Annotated in this window: 1 protein-coding gene (only partly in view); it reads right to left on the bottom strand. The window is 71.0% G+C overall.

Annotated features, from left to right (window positions below):
• A protein-coding gene (locus DQP57_RS14580) for a non-ribosomal peptide synthase/polyketide synthase (RefSeq protein WP_112633616.1) crosses the window boundary here: on the bottom strand, nucleotides 1–19,447 show its 5' portion. 11,879 nt of this gene lie to the left of the window's left edge; 19,447 of the gene's 31,326 nt are visible here — the first part of the coding sequence; it begins with the start codon at nucleotides 19,445–19,447; its stop codon lies off the left edge, out of view.

Here is a 19,447-nt window from a genome sequence, read left to right as displayed (position 1 = left end):
GGGTGCCGGTCCAGCCGTCTGGGTCGGGGCGCCACATGTCGTCGGTGAGCTCGGCCGAGCCGCCCTGGCGTCCCAGGTAGTTGAAGCCGATCGGGGGCTCCGGGGCGTCCAGGTCGACCTCGGTGTTGAGGTAGCGCAGCAACCCGTAGCTCAGCGGGTCAGGCAGGGCGCGCAACTGCTCCTTGGCGTCCTTGAGCACCGCGCCCAGCGCGTCGGCGCCTGCGGCCACCTGCGTCCACGAAATACCGTGCATCGCAAGGGATATCGGGTATTTGGTGGTGAACCATCCCACCGTGTGGGACAGGTCGACGTCGCGGCCTAGTTCCTCGTGGCGCCCGTGGCCTTCGACGTCGATGCCGATCGGCGCGCCGCGCCGCCCGGAGAATTCCGCACACGCCAGCCCGAACGCGATCAGCAGAATGTCTTGCACGCCGGCGTGGAACGCCGCGGGCACGTCGCCGAGCAGCATGCCCGTGGTCTCGGCGTCGAGCTCCATGGACAGGTGTCCGGCCGTGGCGAAGGTGTCGACGTCGGGGCGCACCGCGGGCAACGCCGCGGGCGTGGCCGCCACCCGCTTCCAGGTGTCGGCCTGGTCCACCACGTCCGGATGGTGCGCGTGCTCGGCCAGCTGCGACGACCAACGGGCGAACGAGGTGCCCACGGTCGGCAGCGCGACGGGCTGCCCGCTGTGATGCTGGGCCCAGGCGATGTTCAAGTCCTGCAACAGGATTCGCCACGATACGCCGTCGACGGCCAGGTGATGGACGATCACCACCAGTTGGCGGGTGGCGCGCGCCCACACCGCGCTGAGCATCACGCCGGCGGCCGGGTTCAACCGCGACCGCGCCTCGACGACCGCGACCTCGGACAGTTCGTCCACCGCGTGCAGGCATGCGCGGGCATCCACCGAGCCGGCCTCGGGCACCGTCAGCGACCAGCCGGCGGCGGCTTGAGCGCCTTTGTTGTCGACGTGCAGCCGCAGCATCGCGTGGCGGTCCAGCAGGGCCTGCAGCACCGTGACGACGTCGTCCTCGGTGACCGCGGCGGGTGCCTGCACGAGCATGGTCTGGTTGAACGCAGCGACGTCGCCCCCGGCCTTCGCCACGTCCTGCAGCCAGCGGATGATCGGGGTGGCCTCGACCGGCCCTAGGCCCTCGTCGGCCACCGCGGTTGCGGCGTCGAGGACTTCGGCCACCCGCGCCAGCCGGGCCACGGTTTGCTCGACGAAGATGTCGCGCGTCTTGCACACCAGGCCGGCGGCGCGCGCCCGCGTCACCACCTGCATCGACGAGATGCTGTCGCCGCCCAGGTCGAAGAAGGAATCGTCGACGCCGACGCGTTCGAGGCCCAGCACCTGTGCGTAGATTCCGGCCAGGATTTCTTCGATCGCGTTGTCGGGGGCGCGATACCGGTCGGCGTGGGAGTACTCCGGCGCCGGCAGGGCGCGGGTGTCGAGCTTGCCGTTGGGGGTGAGCGGCAGGGCCTGCATCACCACGACGGCCGTCGGGATCATGTAGCCCGGCAGCCGCTCGGCCAGCGCGGCGCGCACCGCGGCCGGGTCGGCGGTGCCGGTGACGTAACCGACCAGGCGCTTGTCCCCGGGGCGGTCCTCGCGGGCCACCACGACCGCCTGCTCGACGCCGTCGACCCACGCCAGCGCCGCGCGCACCTCGCCGAGCTCGATGCGGTAGCCGCGGATCTTGACCTGCTCGTCGGCGCGGCCCAGGTAGTCCAGCTGCCCGTCCGCGCGCCAGCGCACCAGGTCACCGGTGCGGTACATGCGCGATCCGGGACCGCCGAACGGGCAGGCCACGAAGCGCGCCGCGGTCAAGCCGGGCCGCTTCCAGTAGCCGCAGGCCACGCCGGCGCCGGCGACGTACAGCTCGCCGACCACGCCCGGCGGCACCGGCCGCAGCCAGTCGTCGAGCACGAACGCCGCCGCACCGGGCACCGGGGCGCCGATCGGCACCACGCCCGGTGAGTCGGCCTCCAGCGGTGCGCTGATGGCCGCGTACACCGTGGCCTCGGTGGGGCCGTAGGCGTTGATCATCGCGCGGCCCGGCGCCCACCGGTCGACCAGTTCGGACGGGCAGGCCTCGCCCGCCACCACCAAGGTGACCGACTCCAGTCCCCGCGGTGCCAGTGCGCCCGCCGCGGACGGGGTTTGGCTGAGCACGCTGACCTGTTCGGCCACCAGCAGGGCGTGCAGGTCTTCCGGCGAGCGCGCCACCGATTCGGGCACCACGACGAGGCGGCCGCCGTGCAGTAAGGCGCCGAAAATCTCCCACACCGAGACGTCGAACGCGAGCGAATGCCACTGCGACCACACGCCCGAGCGCGGCAGTCCCGAGTCCCCGGACGCGAGCAGCTGGGTGACGTTGCGATGGGTGACGGCAACGCCTTTGGGCACACCGGTGGTGCCGGAGGTGTAGATCAGGTACGCGAGGTGCTCCGGTGCCGGCGCCGGCAACGCGGTGGCGGGCAAGGCGTCGACGGCGGGATCGTTGACATCGATGACGTTGACGTCGTGGCCGTCGAGTCGGTCGCTCAGGTCGGCGGTGGTGATCGCGGCGATCGGCGCGGCGTCGGTGAGCACGAACCCGATCCGCGCCTCGGGCAGCGCCGGGTCGATCGGCAGGTAGGCCGCGCCGGACTTGAGCACCGCCAGGATCGCCACGATCGCCTCGACCGACCGCGAAAACAGCAGTGCCACAGTCTGTCCCGGACCGGCGCCATGGCCGGTCAGCAGGTGCGCCAACCGGTTCGACGCCTCGTCCAGCTCGCGGTAGGTCAGCGAGCGGCCGTCGCAGACCAGCGCCACGGCATCCGGGGTCCGGTCCACCTGTGCGGCGAACAACGTTGGGATGGAACCGGTTTGGGCCGTCGATGCGCTCAGCGCGGCGCGGTTGCCGAATGCGTCGAGCCGGGCGTGTTCGGTGTCGTCGAGGAGGTCGACCGAGGACAACGTCCGTGCGGCGTCGTCGGTCATCGCGACCAGCACCCGGCGCAGCCGCTCGATCAGCGCCCGGATGCTGTCCTCGTCGAACACGTCGGTGCGGAATTCGACGGTCCCGCCGATTCCGGCGGGTTCGCCGCGCTCGTCCCAGCGTTCGCCCAGCGAGAAGGTGAGGTCCATCCGGGCGGTCTGGGTGTCCACCGGTATCGGCGTGACGTCGACGTCGCCCAGAGCGAGCCCGGCGGCGGGGCCGGCGTCGTGTCCGGCGAAGTTCTGCCACGCCAACATCACCTGGACGAGCGGGTGATGGCTCAGGCTCCGCGCCGGGTTGAGCCGCTCGACCAGCACCTCGAACGGCACGTCCTGGTGCTCGTAAGCGGCCAGGCTGCGCTGGCGCACCTGGGAGAGCACCTCGGCGAAGCTGGGGTCGGCGGTCACCTCGACGCGCAGCACCAGGGTGTTGACGAAGAAGCCCACCAGCTCGTCGAGCGCGGGGTCGCGCCGCCCGGCGATCGGGAAGCCCACGGCCACATCGGGATTGGTGCCGATCTTGGACAGCAGGACGGTCAGCGCGGTCTGGATCACCATGAAGCTGGTGGCGTTGTGGCGGCGAGCCACGTCCCCGACGCGCCGCTGCAGCTCGGTGGGCCAATCGATTTCGACGGTGGCGCCGCGCTGGTCGGCCACCAGCGGGTAGGGCCGGTCGGTGGGCAGCTGCACGCGTTCGGGCATCCCGGACAGGGCGTCTTCCCAGTACGACAACTGGGCGGCGATGCGGCTGTTGCCGTCGTCCAGATCGCCGAATTGGGCGCGCTGCCACAGCGTGTAGTCGACGTATTGCACCGGCAGCGGCGCCCAGTCGGGGCCGCGGCCGGCGGCCCGGCCGGCGTACGCCACCCCGAGGTCGCGCACCAGCGGGGTGATGGACATGCCGTCGGCGGCGATGTGGTGCACCACGGCGACCAGGACGTGCCGGTCGTCGCCGAGCCGGAATAGCTCCGCGCGCAACGGGATTTGGGAGGCCAGGTCGAAGGTGTAGCGCGCGGTGGCGCCGATCGCCTCCTCCAGCTGGGCTGCCGACCAGGCGCTGGCGTCGACAACCTCCCAGCCGAAATCGGCCTTGTCCGCCGGGATGACCACCTGCTGCGGTGTTCCCTCGGGCGCCGCGAACAGGGTGCGCAGGCTCTCGTGGCGGGCGACCACGTCGCCCAGGGCCGCGCCGAGCGCGTCGGCGTCGAGCGCACCGTCCAGTCGCAGCGCGGCCGCCATGTTGTACACCGCTGAGGGGCCTTGCAATTGGTCGAGGAACCACAGCCGGTTCTGCGCGAACGACAGCGGGACGATCGCCGGCCGCGGCCCGGGCGTCAGGGGCTCCAGCCCGCTGCCGCCCTCGCCGAGCCGGGGTGCCAGCTGGGCGATCGTGGGCGCCTCGAACACCACCCGGACGGCGAGGTCGGCGTCCAGGCTCGCGTTGATCGCGGCGATCAGCCGCATGGCGGAGATGCTGTCGCCGCCGAGGTCGAAGAAGGAGTCGTCGATGCCGACCCGGTCGGCGTCCAGGATCTCGGCGTAGATCCCGGCCAGGATCTCTTCGGTGGGCGTCTCCGGGGCGCGGTATTCACCGGCGGTGTATTCGGGCGCCGGCAGGGCGCGGGTGTCCAGTTTGCCGTTGGCGGTCAACGGAAGCGCGTCGAGCGCCATCACCGCGGCGGGGACCATGTAGGCGGGCAGCCGTTCGGCCAGCGCGCTTCGAACCAGGGCGGCGTCGGCGCGGCCGGTGATGTAGCCGACCAGGCGCTTGTCGCCCGGTCGGTCTTCGCGGGCGACGACCACGGCCTGCTCGACGCCGTCGAATCCGGCCAGCGCGGACCGGATCTCGCCGAGCTCGATGCGGTAGCCGCGAACCTTGACCTGCTCGTCGGCGCGGCCGAAGTACTGCAGTTGCCCGTCGGCGTTCCAGCGCACCAGGTCGCCGGTGCGGTACATGCGCGTGCCCGCCCCGCCGAAGGGGCAGGCGACGAACCGCGACGCAGTCAGCCCGGGCCGCCCGACATACCCCGCGGCCACCCCGGATCCGGCGACGTAGAGCTCCCCGACGACGCCGGGCGGTACCGGCCGCAACGCCCCGTCGAGCACGAACAGCGCCGCCCCTGGCACCGGGGACCCGATCGGCACCGGCCCATTGGCCGCCGACCCGGGCGCCAGGGGCGCGCTGATGGTCACACACATGGTGGTCTCGGTCGGGCCGTAGGCGTTGACCATCACGCGACCGGGGGCCCATTGGTCCACCACCTCGGCCGGGCACGCCTCACCGGCCATGACCAGGGACACCGATTCCAGGCCCTCGCGCGGGAGCATCGCCACCGCGGACGGCGTCTGGGTCAGCACGCTGACCCGCTGGGCGACCAGGACGTCGTGCAGGTCTTGCGGTGAGCGTGCCACCGATTCCGGCACGACGACCAGCCGGCCGCCGCGCAGCAGCGCACCGAAGATCTCCCACACCGAGACGTCGAACGCCAGCGAGTGGCATTGCGACCACACCCCCGCGGCCGGCAGGCCGGCATCCAGCGAGCCCAGCAGCCGGGTCACGCTGTGGTGAGTGATGGCAACGCCTTTGGGGACACCGGTGGTGCCCGAGGTGTAGATCAGGTACGCGACGCCCTCGGGCCTGGGCAGCGGCAGGCCCGTCTCGGGCAGGGTGTCGATGCGCCGATCGTCGACGTCGACGACCCTGATGCCGTGCCCGTCGAACCGGCCGGCCAGGTCGGCGGTGGTGATCGCGACGACCGGTTTGGCATCGCCGAGCATGAACTCGATCCGGGCCGGCGGCGAGGAGGGATCGATCGGCAGGTAGGCGGCCCCGGTCTTGAGCACTGCCAGGATCGCGGCGATCGCCTCGGCCGACCGCGAAAACAGCAGGGCCACAGTCTGTCCCGGACCGGCACCCTGCGCCGCCAGGTGATGCGCCAACCGGTTCGACGCCTCGTCCAGCTCGCGGTAGGTCACCGACAGGCCCTCGCACACCAGCGCCACGGCGTCCGGCGCGGCGGCGACCTGCGTGGCGAACAGTTCGGGCACCGACACCGGCGCGCCGGCCGCCCCGGTCAAAACGGCTGTGTTGCCCAGCTTTTCCAGGCGGGCGTGCTCGGCATCGTCGAGCAGATCCACCGACGACACCCGGTGCGTGGGATCGGCGGTCATCGCGGTCAGCACCCGCTGTAGCCGCGCGATCAGCGTCTCGATGGTGGCCGCGTCGAACACGTCGGTGCGGAATTCCACCCGCCCGCCGATCCCGGCGGCCTCGCCGGCCGCGGTCCAGCGCTCTCCCAGGGAGAACACCAGGTCCATGCGTGCCGACTGGTCCTCGACCGGCACCGAGGTGACCTCGAGGTCGCCCAGCGCCAGGCCGGCGGCCGGGTCGTCGTGCCCGGCGAAGTTCTGCCAGGCCAGCATCACCTGCACCAGCGGGTGGTGCGTCAGGCTGCGGGTGGGATTGACCCGCTCCACCAGCACCTCGAACGGCACGTCCTGATGCTCGAACGCGGCAAGGCTGCGCGCCTGGACGCGTTCCAGCAGTTCGGCGAAGCTGGGATCACCGGCCAGGTCGACCCGCAGCACCAGGGTGTTGACGAAGAACCCGACCAGCCGGTCCAGCGCGGGGTCGCGCCGCCCGGCGATCGGGAAGCCAACGGCCACATCGGAACTCGCGCCGATCTTGGACAGCAGCACGGCCAGGGCGGCCTGCACCACCATGAAGCTGGTGGCGTTGTGCTGGCGGGCCAGCCGGCGGACCTGGTCCTGCAATTCCGCCGGCCAGTCCACGACCACGCTGTCGCCGCGCTGATCGGCCACCGGCGGGTAGGGCCGGTCGGTGGGCAGCGCCAACCGCTCCGGCATGCCGGCCAGGGCCTCCTCCCAGTAGGCCAGCTGGCCGCCGATGCGGCTGGAGCTGTCGTCCAGGGCGCCGAACTGGGCGCGCTGCCAGAGCGTGTAATCGATGTACTGCACCGGCAATTCGGTCCAGCCGGGGGCGTGACCGGCGCACCGGCTGGCGTAGGCCACGCTCAGGTCGGCACCCAGCGGCGTGAGCGACAAACCGTCCGCGGCGATGTGATGCACCACGATCACCAGGACGTGCTCGTCCTCGGCGACCGCGAAAAGCTGTGCGCGGATGGGGATTTCGGCCGCCAGGTCGAACGCATAGCGCGTCGCGGCCTTGATGGCGTCGTCCAGCTGCTCGGCCGAGTATGCGGTGGCGTCGGTGACGTCCCAGCCGATGTCGGCGCGCTCGACGGGCACCACCACCTGGTGGGGCGTTCCCTCGTGCGCCGGGAACAGGGTGCGCAGGCTTTCGTGGCGGCTCACCACGTCGGTCAGCGCGGCGCCCAGGGCCCCGGCGTCGAGCTGCCCGCGCAGCCGCAGCGCCGCCGCCATGTTGTATAGCGGTGAGGGGCCCTGGAATTGGTCGATGAACCACAACCGGTTCTGCGCGAACGACAGCGGGACCACCGCGGGCCGCTCACCGGCCACCAGCGGCTCCAGGCCGGCCGCGCTCTCCGCGATGCGCGGCGCCAGCTGCGCCACGGTGGGCGCCTCGAAGACGACGCGCACCGGAAGGTCGCTGTCCAGCGCGGCATTGATCGCGGTGACCAGCCGCATGGTGGACAGCGAGTCGCCGCCCAGGTCGAAGAACGAGTCGTCGACACCGACGCGTTCGAGCCCCAGGATCTGGGCGTAGATGCCCGCCACGATGTCCTCGACCGCGGTGCTGGGGGCGCGATAGTTGTCGACGGTCCGGTAACCCGGCGCGGGCAGGGCGCGGGTGTCGAGCTTGCCGTTCACCGTCACCGGCAGCGCGTCGAGCACCACCACCGCCGCCGGGACCATGTAGCCCGGGAGCCGCTCGCCCAGCGCGGCGCGCGCCTTGCCGGGGTCCGCCGAGCCGGTGACATAACCGACCAGGCGCTTGTCACCGGGGCGGTCCTCGCGGGCGACGACGACCGCCTGCTCCACCCCGTCGAGCGCGGCGAGCGCCGCCTGAATCTCGCCGAGTTCGATGCGGTAGCCGCGGATCTTGACCTGCTCGTCGGCGCGGCCGAGGTAGCGCAGCTGCCCGTCGGGGCCCCAGCACACCAGGTCTCCAGTGCGGTACATGCGGGTGCCGGGCTCGCCGAACGGGCAGGCCATGAACCGCGACGCGGTCAGGCCGGGGCGACGCCAGTACCCGACGCCGACGCCCTCGCCGGCCAGGTACAGCTCGCCCACCACGCCCGCGGGCACCGGGCGCAGCCATTCGTCGAGCACGAAGAACGCGGCACGGGTGACCGGTGAGCCGATCGGCGGGAAGCCCGACCCCGCCGTCAGCGGGGCGCTCTTGCAGGCCCACATGGTGGTCTCGGTGGGGCCGTACACGTTGACCATCACCCGCCCCGGCGCCCAGCGGTCCACCAGTTCGGGCGGGCAGGGCTCGGCGCCGATCACCAGCGCCGTGGAGTCCAGGCCGTCGGTGGGCAGCAGCCCCACCGCCGACGGGGTCTGGGTCAGCACCGTCACGCCCTCGCGCACCAGCAGGGCGTGGAATTCCTCCGGCGAGCGGGCCACCGCGCCGGGCACCACGACGAGGCGCCCGCCGTGCAGCAGCGCACCCCAGATCTCCCACACCGAGAAGTCGAAGGCATAGGAGTGGAATTGGGTCCATACCTGCTCGGCCGACAAGGCGAAGCCGAGCCGCAGGTCGTCGAAGAGCTGCGCGACGTTGTGTTGGGTGACCGCAACACCTTTGGGCACGCCGGTGGTACCGGAGGTGTAGATGACGTGTGCCAGGTCGGTGGGCGCCGGCGCGGGCGGCGGGGTGTTCGGCCGGTCCGCGACGGCCGGGTCGGCGACGTCGACGACGGTCAGGTCGAAGCCGTCGAACCTGTCGGCCAGGTCGGCGGTGGTGACCGCGGCCATCGGGGCGGCGTCGGTCAGCATGAATTCCACTCGCGGGGCGGGCAGCGCGGGGTCGATCGGCAGATACGCCGCCCCGGACTTCAGCACCGCCAGGATCGCCACGATCGCCTCGGCCGAGCGCGAAAACAGCAGCGCGACAAACTCACCCGGGCCCGCGCCGCGGTCGACCAGCAGGTGCGCCAGCCGGTTGGCGGCCTCGTCGAGCTCGCGGTACGTCATGGACCGGTCCTCGAACGTCAGCGCCACCGCGTCCGGGGTGCGGGCCGCCTGCGCGGCGAACAATCCCGCGACGGTCACCGGTTCCATCGGGTCAGTCAGCACGGACTCGTTGCCCCACGTGGCCAGTCGGGCGTGCTCGGCGGTGTCGAGCAGGTCCACCGAGGACAACCGGCGCTCCGGCTCGGCGGTGACGGCCGCCAACAGCCGCTGCAGCCGCCCGATCATCGCCTCGACGGTGTCCGCGTCGTAGATGTCGGTGCGATACTCCGCCGTCACCGCGATGCCGGCGCGCTGACCGGACTCGGTGAACCGTTCCGCCAGCGAGAACGTCAGGTCCATGCGAGCGGTGTTGGTGTGCAACGGCATCGGGGTGACCTGCAGATCGCCCAGCGCCAACCCGCCCGCGGGCGCCGTGACCTCGCCGGGGAAGTTCTCCCAGCCCAGCAGCACCTGGATCAGCGGGTGATGGGCCATGCTCCTGGTGGGGTTGAGCCGTTCCACCAGCAGCTCGAAGGGGACGTCCTGGTGCTCGAAGGCGGCCAGGCTGCGCCGGCGCACCTGGGCCAGCAGCTGGGCGAACGTCGGGTCGCCCGCCACGTCGACGCGCAGCACCAGCGTGTTGACGAAGAATCCGATCAGCTCGTCGAGCGCGCGTTCGGAGCGCCCGGCGATCGGGAAGCCCACGGCCACATCGTTACTGGCGCTGATCTTGGACAGCAGCGCGGCGAACGCGGCCTGAATCACCATGAAGGGCGTCGCGTTGTGCTCGCGGGCCACCCGCTGCACCTGCTGCTGCAGCTCCGCCGGCCAGTCCGCCGCCAGTCGGGCGCCGCGGTGGTCGGCCACCGGCGGGTAGGGCCGGTCGGTGGGCAGCTGCAGGCGTTCGGGCAGCCCGGCCAAGGCGTCGGTCCAGAAGTCGAGCTGCGCGGCGATGCGGCTACCGCTGTCGTCCACGTCGCCGAGATAGGCGCGCTGCCACAGCGTGTAGTCCACATACTGCACCGCCAGCGGCGCCCAGTCGGGGGCGTGCCCCGCGCACCGGCTGGCGTATGCCACCCCCAGGTCACGCGCGAACGGGGTGATCGACCAGCCGTCGGCGGCGATGTGGTGCACCGCGACCACCAGCTGGTGTTCGGTGTCGCTGACGGTGAAAAGCTCGGTGTGCAACGGGCTTTCGCCGGACAGGTCGAACGCGTACTGGGCGGCGGCGGACATGCGCTCGCGCAGCCGGTCCTCCGGCCAGCCGCGGGCGTCGACGACCTCGCAGGCAAATCCGATCTGGTCAGCGGGGATCACCACCTGCTGCGGGATTCCGTCGGCCGAGGCGAACACCGTGCGCAGGCTTTCGTGGCGGCCCACGACGTCGGCCAGCGCCGCGGCCAGCGCGCCGGTGTCCAGGTGCCCACGCAGCCGCAGCGCCACGGTGACGTTGTAAATCGGTGAGGGGCCCTGGAATTGGTCGATGAACCACAACCGGGTCTGGGCGAACGACAGCGGGATCACCGCGGGGCGCTCCCCCGCCACCAACGGCTCCGGGCGGTCGGCGTCGCCGCCGGCCAGCAGCGCCAGCTCGGCGGCCGTCGGCGCCTCGAACACGGCCCGCACACCGAGGTCGGAGTTCAGGCTGGTGTTCACCGCGGCGATCAGGCGCATCGCCGACAGCGAGTCGCCGCCCAGATCGAAGAACGAGTCGTCGACGCCCACCCGCTCCAGGCCGAGCACCTGGGCGTAGATGCCCACCAGGATCTCCTCGGCCGCGGTGGCCGGGGCGCGGTAGCGATCCACGTCCTGGTACTCGGGCTCCGGAAGGGCCTTGCGGTCGAGCTTGCCCGACGAGGTCATCGGGAATTCCTCAAGCGCCACAATGTGTGTCGGCACCATGTATTCCGGCAGCCACGCGCTGAGCCGCTCGCGCACCTCGCCGATCTTGGTGTTGGTGCGGGGGTCGTTGGCGTTGCTGGTGCGCCGCCGGGCCCCGGTGGGGGGCAGGTAGAGGTCGGTCAGGGGCGCGGTCGCGTCGGGGTCGTCGGCGTCGACGAAGACGGCGCTGAGAGTGCCCGGTACCGCACCCCAGGTGACGGCGACGCGATACCCGGCGGACTCGCCGATGCGGTGCACTTCCTCGGCGACGGCGGCACCGGCGACGGCGTCGGCGGCGGCGAGCGCGTCGGCCACGGGTTGCCCCTCGGCGAGCGCCGATTCGACGCGAACGTCGGCGATGACCCCGGCGTGCGGGATGTCGGTGACGCGGACGACGCCGGGACGCTGGGACGTCAACACGTCGCGCAGCCCGTCGATGCCCGCGCATTCGGTCCACGACCAGGTGGGTGCCTCACCCACCGAGCGCACGGGCGCGGGCGATTTGCGGATGACGACGTCGTAGCGGTACCGGTTCAGTTCGTTGTCGGCGAAGCCGCGCTTGACTTGGATGTCGACGCCGCCGGCCGCAGGACAGCTGACCGCCCAGGTGGTGAAAAACTCTGGGGCCAAGAGCAATTCGGTTTCACCGAGCATGGCGTGGCGCACGCGCTGACGGATGTCGGCGGCCTCGGTGGCGGCGGCGCCGCCGCGGGACAGTGCGATCGCGGTCTGGAACGCGCCCTGCAGGCTGTGGTTTCGGACGTCACCGACGAACACCGCCCCGCCGGGGGCCAGCAGTTCCATGGCGTTGTCGATGACCTCGGCCAGGTAGCCCGCGTTGGGGAAGTACTGGACGACCGAGTTGAGGATGATCGTGTCGAAGTGGCCGCGGGGCAGCCCGTCGGTGACGTGGGCCGGCTGGGTCCGCAGCTGGACCCGGTCACGCCAGGGCAACTGCAGCTGCTCCAGCGAGCGGGCCAGGTTCTCGATGGCCACCGGGGAGAAGTCGGTGGCCAGATATTCGTCACAGTGCGGGGCGAGTTGCGACAGCAGCAGCCCCGAGCCCGCGCCGATCTCGAGCACGCGTCGCGGTTGCAGGGCCGTGATCCGGTCGACCGTGGCGGCTCGCCACTCGATCATCTCCGCGAGCGGGATGGGGTCACCCGTGTAGCTGCTGTTCCAGCCGCGGAAGTCCATGCCGAATCGGGACTCGAGGTCGGCGCCGTAGAGGTCGTCGTAAAGGTGTTGCCACTCTTCGACGTTGTCCTCGTCGTGGTCGGAGCCAATGGTGTGGTCGAGCGTGACGTAGGCGACCAGATGCGAGCCGGTGGCGCTGTCCAGCACGGTGACGGCGGCCTGCGTCACCTGCGGGCAGGCCAGCAGGGTGTTCTCGATTTCGCCCAGCTCGATGCGCTGGCCGCGCAGCTTGATCTGGCTGTCGGCGCGCCCGACGAAGTCCAAGTCCCCGTCGCGCGTCCAGCGCACCAGGTCGCCGGTGCGGTACATCCGGTCCCCGGGAGCGCCAAAGGGGTTGGCCACGAAGCGTTCCGCGGTCAGGTCCACCCGGCCCATGTATCCGTGCGCCAGCGCAGGACCGCTGACATACAGCTCGCCCACCACGCCGACCGGAACCGGCTTCAGCCAGGCGTCGAGCACCACCGCGCACACGCCCGGCAGCGGGGTGCCGATGCGAACCGGCCCCTCGGCCGACAGTGGCGCGCTGAAGGTGACCCAGATGGTGGTCTCGCTCGGGCCGTAGACGTTGAACATCCGCCGCCCGGGCGCCCAGGCGGCCACCAATTCCTTGGGGCAGGCCTCGCCGCCGACCATCAGCTTGTCGAAGCCGGGCAGCCGGGCGCGATCCAGCGACGACAGCACCGTCGGGGTCAGGAACGCCGCGTTGACGCGCTGGCTCTGCAGCAAGGCGGTCAGCGGCTCGCCGGCGTACACCTGCGGTGGGGCCACCACCAGCGCGGCCCCGGACGCCGCCGCCAGCACCATCTCGCCGACCGACGCATCGAAGGTCGGCGAGGCCACCATCAGCACTCGGGTGTCGGCGTCCAGCTCGGACGCATCACATTGCGCCGCAGCCCATCCCAACAGGCCCGCGTGGCTGACCACTACCCCCTTCGGGGTGCCGGTCGATCCCGACGTGAAGATCGCGTACGCGCTGTCCCGGGCGGTCAATGGTGCCAGACGGTCGGCGTCGGTGATCGATTCGGCGCCGTAGGCGGACAGGTCCAGGTCGTCGATCCGCAGCACGGGCCGCGTCCCCGCGCCGGCGACCTCGTCGGCGCCGCGGGTCAACACGCACACCGCGTCGACGGCGTCGAGCACCGAGGCGACCCGCTCGACCGGATGATCGACGTCCACCGGCGCGTGAATGCCGCCGGCCTTGACCACGGCCCACCACGCGACCACCAGTTCGGCGGACCGGACCACCGCCACGCCCACGGCGCGCTCCGGGCCCACGCCTGCGTCAATCAGCTTGCGCGCCAAGCGCGTTGACCACTCATCGAGTTCGCGATAGGACAGTTCCCGCGCACCGTCGACCACCGCCGGCGCGTCCGGGGCGATCGTGAGCGCCGTGGCCAGCAGCTGCGGCGCCACGCCGACGGGGCCGGTGATGCCGACGCCCGACAGCCGCGTCAGCACCAGCTCGCGCTCGTCGCGGTCCAGCAGTTCGACCGCCGACAGCCGCCGGGTGGGATCGCTGGTCATCGCCTCCAGCACGCGCTGGAATCGATCGAGGAGCGAGGCGATGCCGGCGGTGTCGAACACGTCCGCGTCGTATTCGACGTGCAGCCCGAGTTCGCGCCCGGGCAGGGCCTCGACCGTCAGCGGGTAGTGGTTGTACTCCCGGTTGGTGAACTCGGCGATCGCCAGCCCGTCGGGGCCCAGCGTCATGCCGCTTTCGACGGGGTAGTTCTCGTACACGAACAGCGTGTCGAAGAGTTGGTCGTGGCCCGTGACGCGGTGAATTTCGCTGAGCGCCAAGTGCTGGTGCTCGAGCGCGTCGTTGTGGCTGTTCTGCAACTGGGCCAACAGCTCCGCGGTGGTGGTGGTCGGGCCGATATCGGCGCGCACCGGCACCGTGTTGATCAGCAGCCCCACCATCTGTTCGGCGTCGTCGACCTCCAGTTGGCCGACGCGCGATCGCGGGGTGCCGAACACGACGTCGTGTTGCCCGGTCAGTGAGGTCAGCACCACCGCCCACGCCGCCTGCAGCACGGTGCTGACCGTGGTGTGGCAGGAGCGCGCCAGGTCGGTCAGGGCCTTGGTGGTTTGCTCAGGCACACAAGACTTTTCGAAGCCGCGCTCGCCTTGGCCGAGCCGGTCTTGCGGTCCGACCAGGGTGGGCGTTTCGAAGCCGGACAGCACCTGGCCCCAGGCGTCACGGGCGGCGTCGAGGTCCCGATCGGCCAGCCAGGTGAGGAACGCCCGGTAGGAGCCGGCGGCGGGCAGCCGCTGGCCGTAGTAGCTGGTGAAGATCTCCCGCAGCAGGATCGGTAGCGACCAGCCGTCGAGCAAGATGTGGTGGTTGGTCAGTACGAACCGGTGCCGACCGTCCGCGGTGCGGATCAGCGCCACGCGGAACGCGGCCTGCCCGGACAGGTCGCGCACCGCGGCGCGCTCGGCGGCGCACAGCTGCTCGATCAGCTGGTCGGCGTCGGCGTCGGTGCCGTCGAGATCGAGGTATTGCCACTGCACCACCGGATCGGCGGGAATGATCTGCACCGGTTCGTCGTAGCGGTCGCAGAACAGCGCCGCCAGGTGCGGATGCCGGTTGACGACGGTGTGCACCGCGTCGCGCAGGCGATCGGGATCGAGGGACCCGGTAAGGGTGAAGTCCAGCTGCACCGCGTACATGTCGTCGCTGCCCCGCGCGGTGCTGGAGTGAAAGAGCAGTCCCTGCTGCAGCGGGGTCAACGGCAGGATGTCGGCGATGTGGTGCTGGGTCGCCAACTCGTCGATCTCGTGCTGGCTCAGGCGGGCCGGCGCGATGTCCGACGGGGTCAGGCCGCCGCCACCGGCGCGCACGTGCGCGCACACCCCGGCCAGGGCCTCGAACCACAGCCTGCTCAGCCGGGTGATCTGCGTCGCGTCGAGAACCGATGGCGCCCAGGTCCATTCGGCGTGCAGGTGGGGCCCGGCGCCGGTGTCGATGGTGCCGGCGTTGAGTTCGACGGTGTGCATCAGCGGCATGGGCACCGCGGCGGCGGCCCCGATCAGGGTCAGGCCCTCCTGACTGATGCGCCAGCCCTCGCCTGCCGAATCCGGCGCTGCGCCTTGACGTCCCAGGTAGTTGAAGGCGATCGACGGGTCGGGCCCGGCCAGCTCGACCTCGGTGTTGAGGTACCGCAGCAGCCCGTAGGTCAGCGGGTCCGGCAGGGCCCGCAGCTGTTCCTTGGCGTGTTTGATCACCGCGCCCAGCGCCGGGTCACCGGCCACCACCTGGGCCCACGTCAGCCCCGACACACTCAGTGACACCGGGTATTTGGTGGTGAACCACCCGACGGTGCGGGACAGGTCGATGTCCGCGGCGAGTTCCTCGTGTCGGCCGTGGCCCTCGACGTCGATGCCGATCGCGTCGGCGCCGTCGCCCAAAAATTCCGCCCAGGCCAGGCCGAACGCGATCAGCAGGATGTCCTGGATTCCGGCGTGGAACGCCGTCGGCACGTCGCCGATCAGCGCGCCGGTCGTCTCGGCGTCCAGCTCCACCGACAACCGCCCGGCCGAGGCGTAGGTGTCCACCTCGGGGCTGGCGGCCGGCAGTGCGGTGGCCGTGGCTGTCACCTTCTTCCAGGCGCCCAGCTGACTGACGACCTCGGGGCGGTGCGCGTGCTCGGCCAGCATCGTCGACCACCGGGCGAACGACGTTCCCGCCGGCGGCAGCTCCACCGGCTGCCCGGCGCTGTGCAGCGCCCAGGCAATGTTGAGGTCTTCCAACAAGATCCACCACGACACGGCGTCGACGGCCAGGTGGTGAATGGTCACGGTCAACTGGCCGGTGGCCTCGCGCCACAGCGCGCTGAGCATCACCCCGGCGGCCGGGTCCAGCCGCCGCCGCGCTTCGGCCAGCGCCGCGTCGGTCAGCTCGTCCACCGACCGCAGGCAGTCCTCGGCCCGCACCGACCCCGGCTCGGGCACCTGCAGCGACCAGCCGCCGTCCGCGTCGTCGTCGACGCGCAGCCGCAGCATGGCATGCCGATCCACCAAGGCCTGCAACACAATCGCGACGTCGGCCTCGGTCACCCCGGCGGGGGCCTGGACCATCACGGTCTGGTTGAACTGGTCGACCCGGCCGCCGCTGCGTTCGATGTCCTGCAGCCACCGCATGATCGGGGTGGCCAGCACCGGACCGACGCCCTCGTCGACGACCTCGGCCGCGCCGCCGTGCACGCCGGCCACCCGGGCCAGCCGGGCCACGGTCTGTTCGACGAAGACGTCTCGGGGCCGGCACGTCAGGCCGGCGGCGCGCGCCCGCGCCACCACTTGCAGCGACAGGATGCTGTCGCCACCCAGCTCGAAGAAGGACTCGTCGACGCCGACCCGCGGCACCCCGAGCACCTCGGCATAGATGCCCGCCAGGATTTCCTCGACCGCGTTGCCCGGCGCGCGGTACTCGCCCGTGCTGTATTCGGGCACCGGCAGAGCGCGGGTGTCCAGCTTGCCGTTGGCGGTGAGCGGCAGCGCGTCCAGGGTGACCACCGCGGCCGGCACCATGTGCGTCGGGAGCCGGTCGGCCAGGGCGGTGCGCGCCTCGCCCGGGTCGGCGGTCCCCGTGACGTAGCCGACCAGACGTTTGTCGCCGGGCCGGTCCTCGCGGGCGATCACCACGGCCTGCTCGACACCGTCGAGCGCGGCCAGCGCGGCCTGGACTTCGCCGAGCTCGATGCGATAGCCCCGGATCTTCACTTGCTCGTCGGCGCGGCCCAGGTAACGCAGCTGACCGTCGGCGTCCCAGCACGCCAGGTCGCCGGTGCGGTACATCCGGGCGCCCGGAGCCCCGAACGGGCACGCCACGAACCGCGACGCGGTCAGCCCGGACCGGCCGACATATCCGCCGGCCACCCCGTCGCCGGCCACGTACAACTCACCCACGACTCCCGGGGGCAGCGGTCGCATCCAGCCGTCGAGCACGAACAGCGCGGCGCGGTCCACCGGCGACCCGATCGGCGGTATGCCGGATCCCTGCCGCAGCGGGGCGCTGATCGCCACACACATGGTGGTCTCGGTCGGTCCGTAGGCGTTGACCATCACCCGTCCGGGCGCCCATTGGTCCACGACTTCGGCCGGGCACGCCTCACCGACCACCGCCAGCGCCACCGACTCCAACCCCTTCGGCGAGAGCATCGCCACCGCCGACGGCGTCTGCGTCAGCACGCTGACTTGCTCTGCCACCAGGACGTCGTGGAACTCGTCGGGCGAACGGGTGACGTCTTCGGACACCACCACTACGCGTCCGCCGCGCAGCAGCCCGCCGAAGATCTCCCAGACGGAGACGTCGAAGGCATAGGAGTGGCACTGCGACCACACGCCCGCGGCGGGAAGGCCGGCGTCCAGGGACGCCATCAGCTGCGTCACGTTGCGATGAGTCACCGCAACGCCTTTGGGGACACCGGTGGTGCCCGAGGTGTAGATCAGGTAGGCGATATCGGCCGCGTCGGGCACCGGCAGCGCCGTCGCGGGTCGGGCGTCGATGCGCGGGTCGTTGACGTCGATGACGGTCACGCCGTGGCCGTCGAACCGTTCAGCAAGCTCGGCGGTGGTGATCGCGGCGACCGGCTTGGCATCGGCGAGCATGAACCCGATCCGCGTTCTCGGCGACGACGGATCGATCGGCAGGTAGGCCGCCCCGGTCTTGAGCACCGCCAGGATAGCCGCGATCGCCTCGGCCGACCGCGAAAACACCAGCGCCACAGTCTGTCCGGCGCCCACGCCGTGCGCCACCAGGTGATGCGCCAGCCGGTTCGATGCCTCATCGAGTTCCCGGTAGGTCACCGAGACGCCCTCGCCCACCAGCGCCACCGCGTCGGGCGCGCGGGTCACCTGCTCGGCGAACAACTGCGGCACCGACACCGGCGCGCTCACCGGGCGGGTCAAAACCGCTGTGTTGCCAACCTCTTCCAATCGGTCGCGCTCGTCGGCATGCAGCACGTCCAACGACGACAGCTGCTTGTCCGGCCCGGCGGCGATGGTCGCCAGAATCCGTTGCAGCCGCTCCCCCAGGTCGGAAACGTCGAAGTTCGAGAAGGGTTGCCCGGTGCCGACCGTGCTCAGGTACTGCTGATCGCCGAATCCGAGGAAGAACAGCCCGAAGTGGCCGACCGGGCCGAAGCTGGTGTACTTCGCGGTCGCCGGTACGTCGCCCAGGCTGAGGGTGAGACGCGCCGGGACGAAGTTGACGACGACGCGGTTGGGCGCCTGGCGGGGACCGCTGAAGTGACCTTCGCCATCCAGCGTTCGCGTCGGAAACTGCTGATGCCGCAATGCTTCTCGCGATCGCGCGTCGACCTGCCGGCAGAAATCGGCGAACGTCGTGTCCGGCGCAGCGTTCAGCACCAGCGGCACCACTCCGGCGAGCATGCCGGGATGCGTCTTGGACGCCGGATCGACCCGCCTGCTGACCGGGAAGTCGAGCACGACTTCGTCCGAGCCGTCGGCGGACCAGCCGCGGACCAGCAGCGCGCACGCCGCCGTAAGCACCGAGGACCGCCGGATGCCCAGCGCCTTCGACAGCTGCTTGACCTTGCCGACCACGCCTTCGTCCAATTGGACTGGCGGAGAAGGCGAATACGGGTCCCGTCCATCGTCGGTCACCGTCGACGGATAGTCCGCCCCGCTGCCCGCAGGCCGGTGCGCGGTCCAATATTCCTGATCCTCAAGGAATTTGGGGGATGCCTCGTACTCCAGCTCGCCGTTGGCGAGGTCATGCAGCGACCCGAAGAAGGCGGGCGGGACCGGCTTCCCGGACGCCAGGGCGGAGTAGATCGCCGCGATCCGCCGACCGATCAGGGCGATGCCCATCCCGTCGATGGCGATGTGATGGCAGGTGGTGAACCAGTAGTACTCGTCGGGAGCCGTCCGGAACAACGCGAACTTGATCATCGGGCCCGTGAGCGGCATCGGCGTTCTCTGAATCGATGCAGCCGTCTCGCGGACTTCCCGCTCCGGCTCGTGCGCGTCGGTCAGGTCGTAGAAAACCAGATCGACATCGTCGTACTCGATGGCCTTCTGGAAAACCTGGCCGTCCACCTCGAAGAACGAAGCACGTAGGCTCTCAGCCTCATTGACCACCTGTCGCATAGCCTCATGCAACAAACCGGTGTCGATGGCGCCCTGGATGTGTACGAGTACGCCGAGTTGCCAAGCCACATCGAAGTAGCCCCTTTGCAGCGCCAGCCAAATATCGAGCTGACCCCGCGTCACCGGGACCGCCCGGTCAACACGCTCCAC

This window comes from Mycobacterium colombiense, assembly GCF_003284935.1.
GTDB lineage: Bacteria > Actinomycetota > Actinomycetes > Mycobacteriales > Mycobacteriaceae > Mycobacterium > Mycobacterium arosiense_A.
This window is presented reverse-complemented; position numbering and strand designations above follow the sequence as displayed.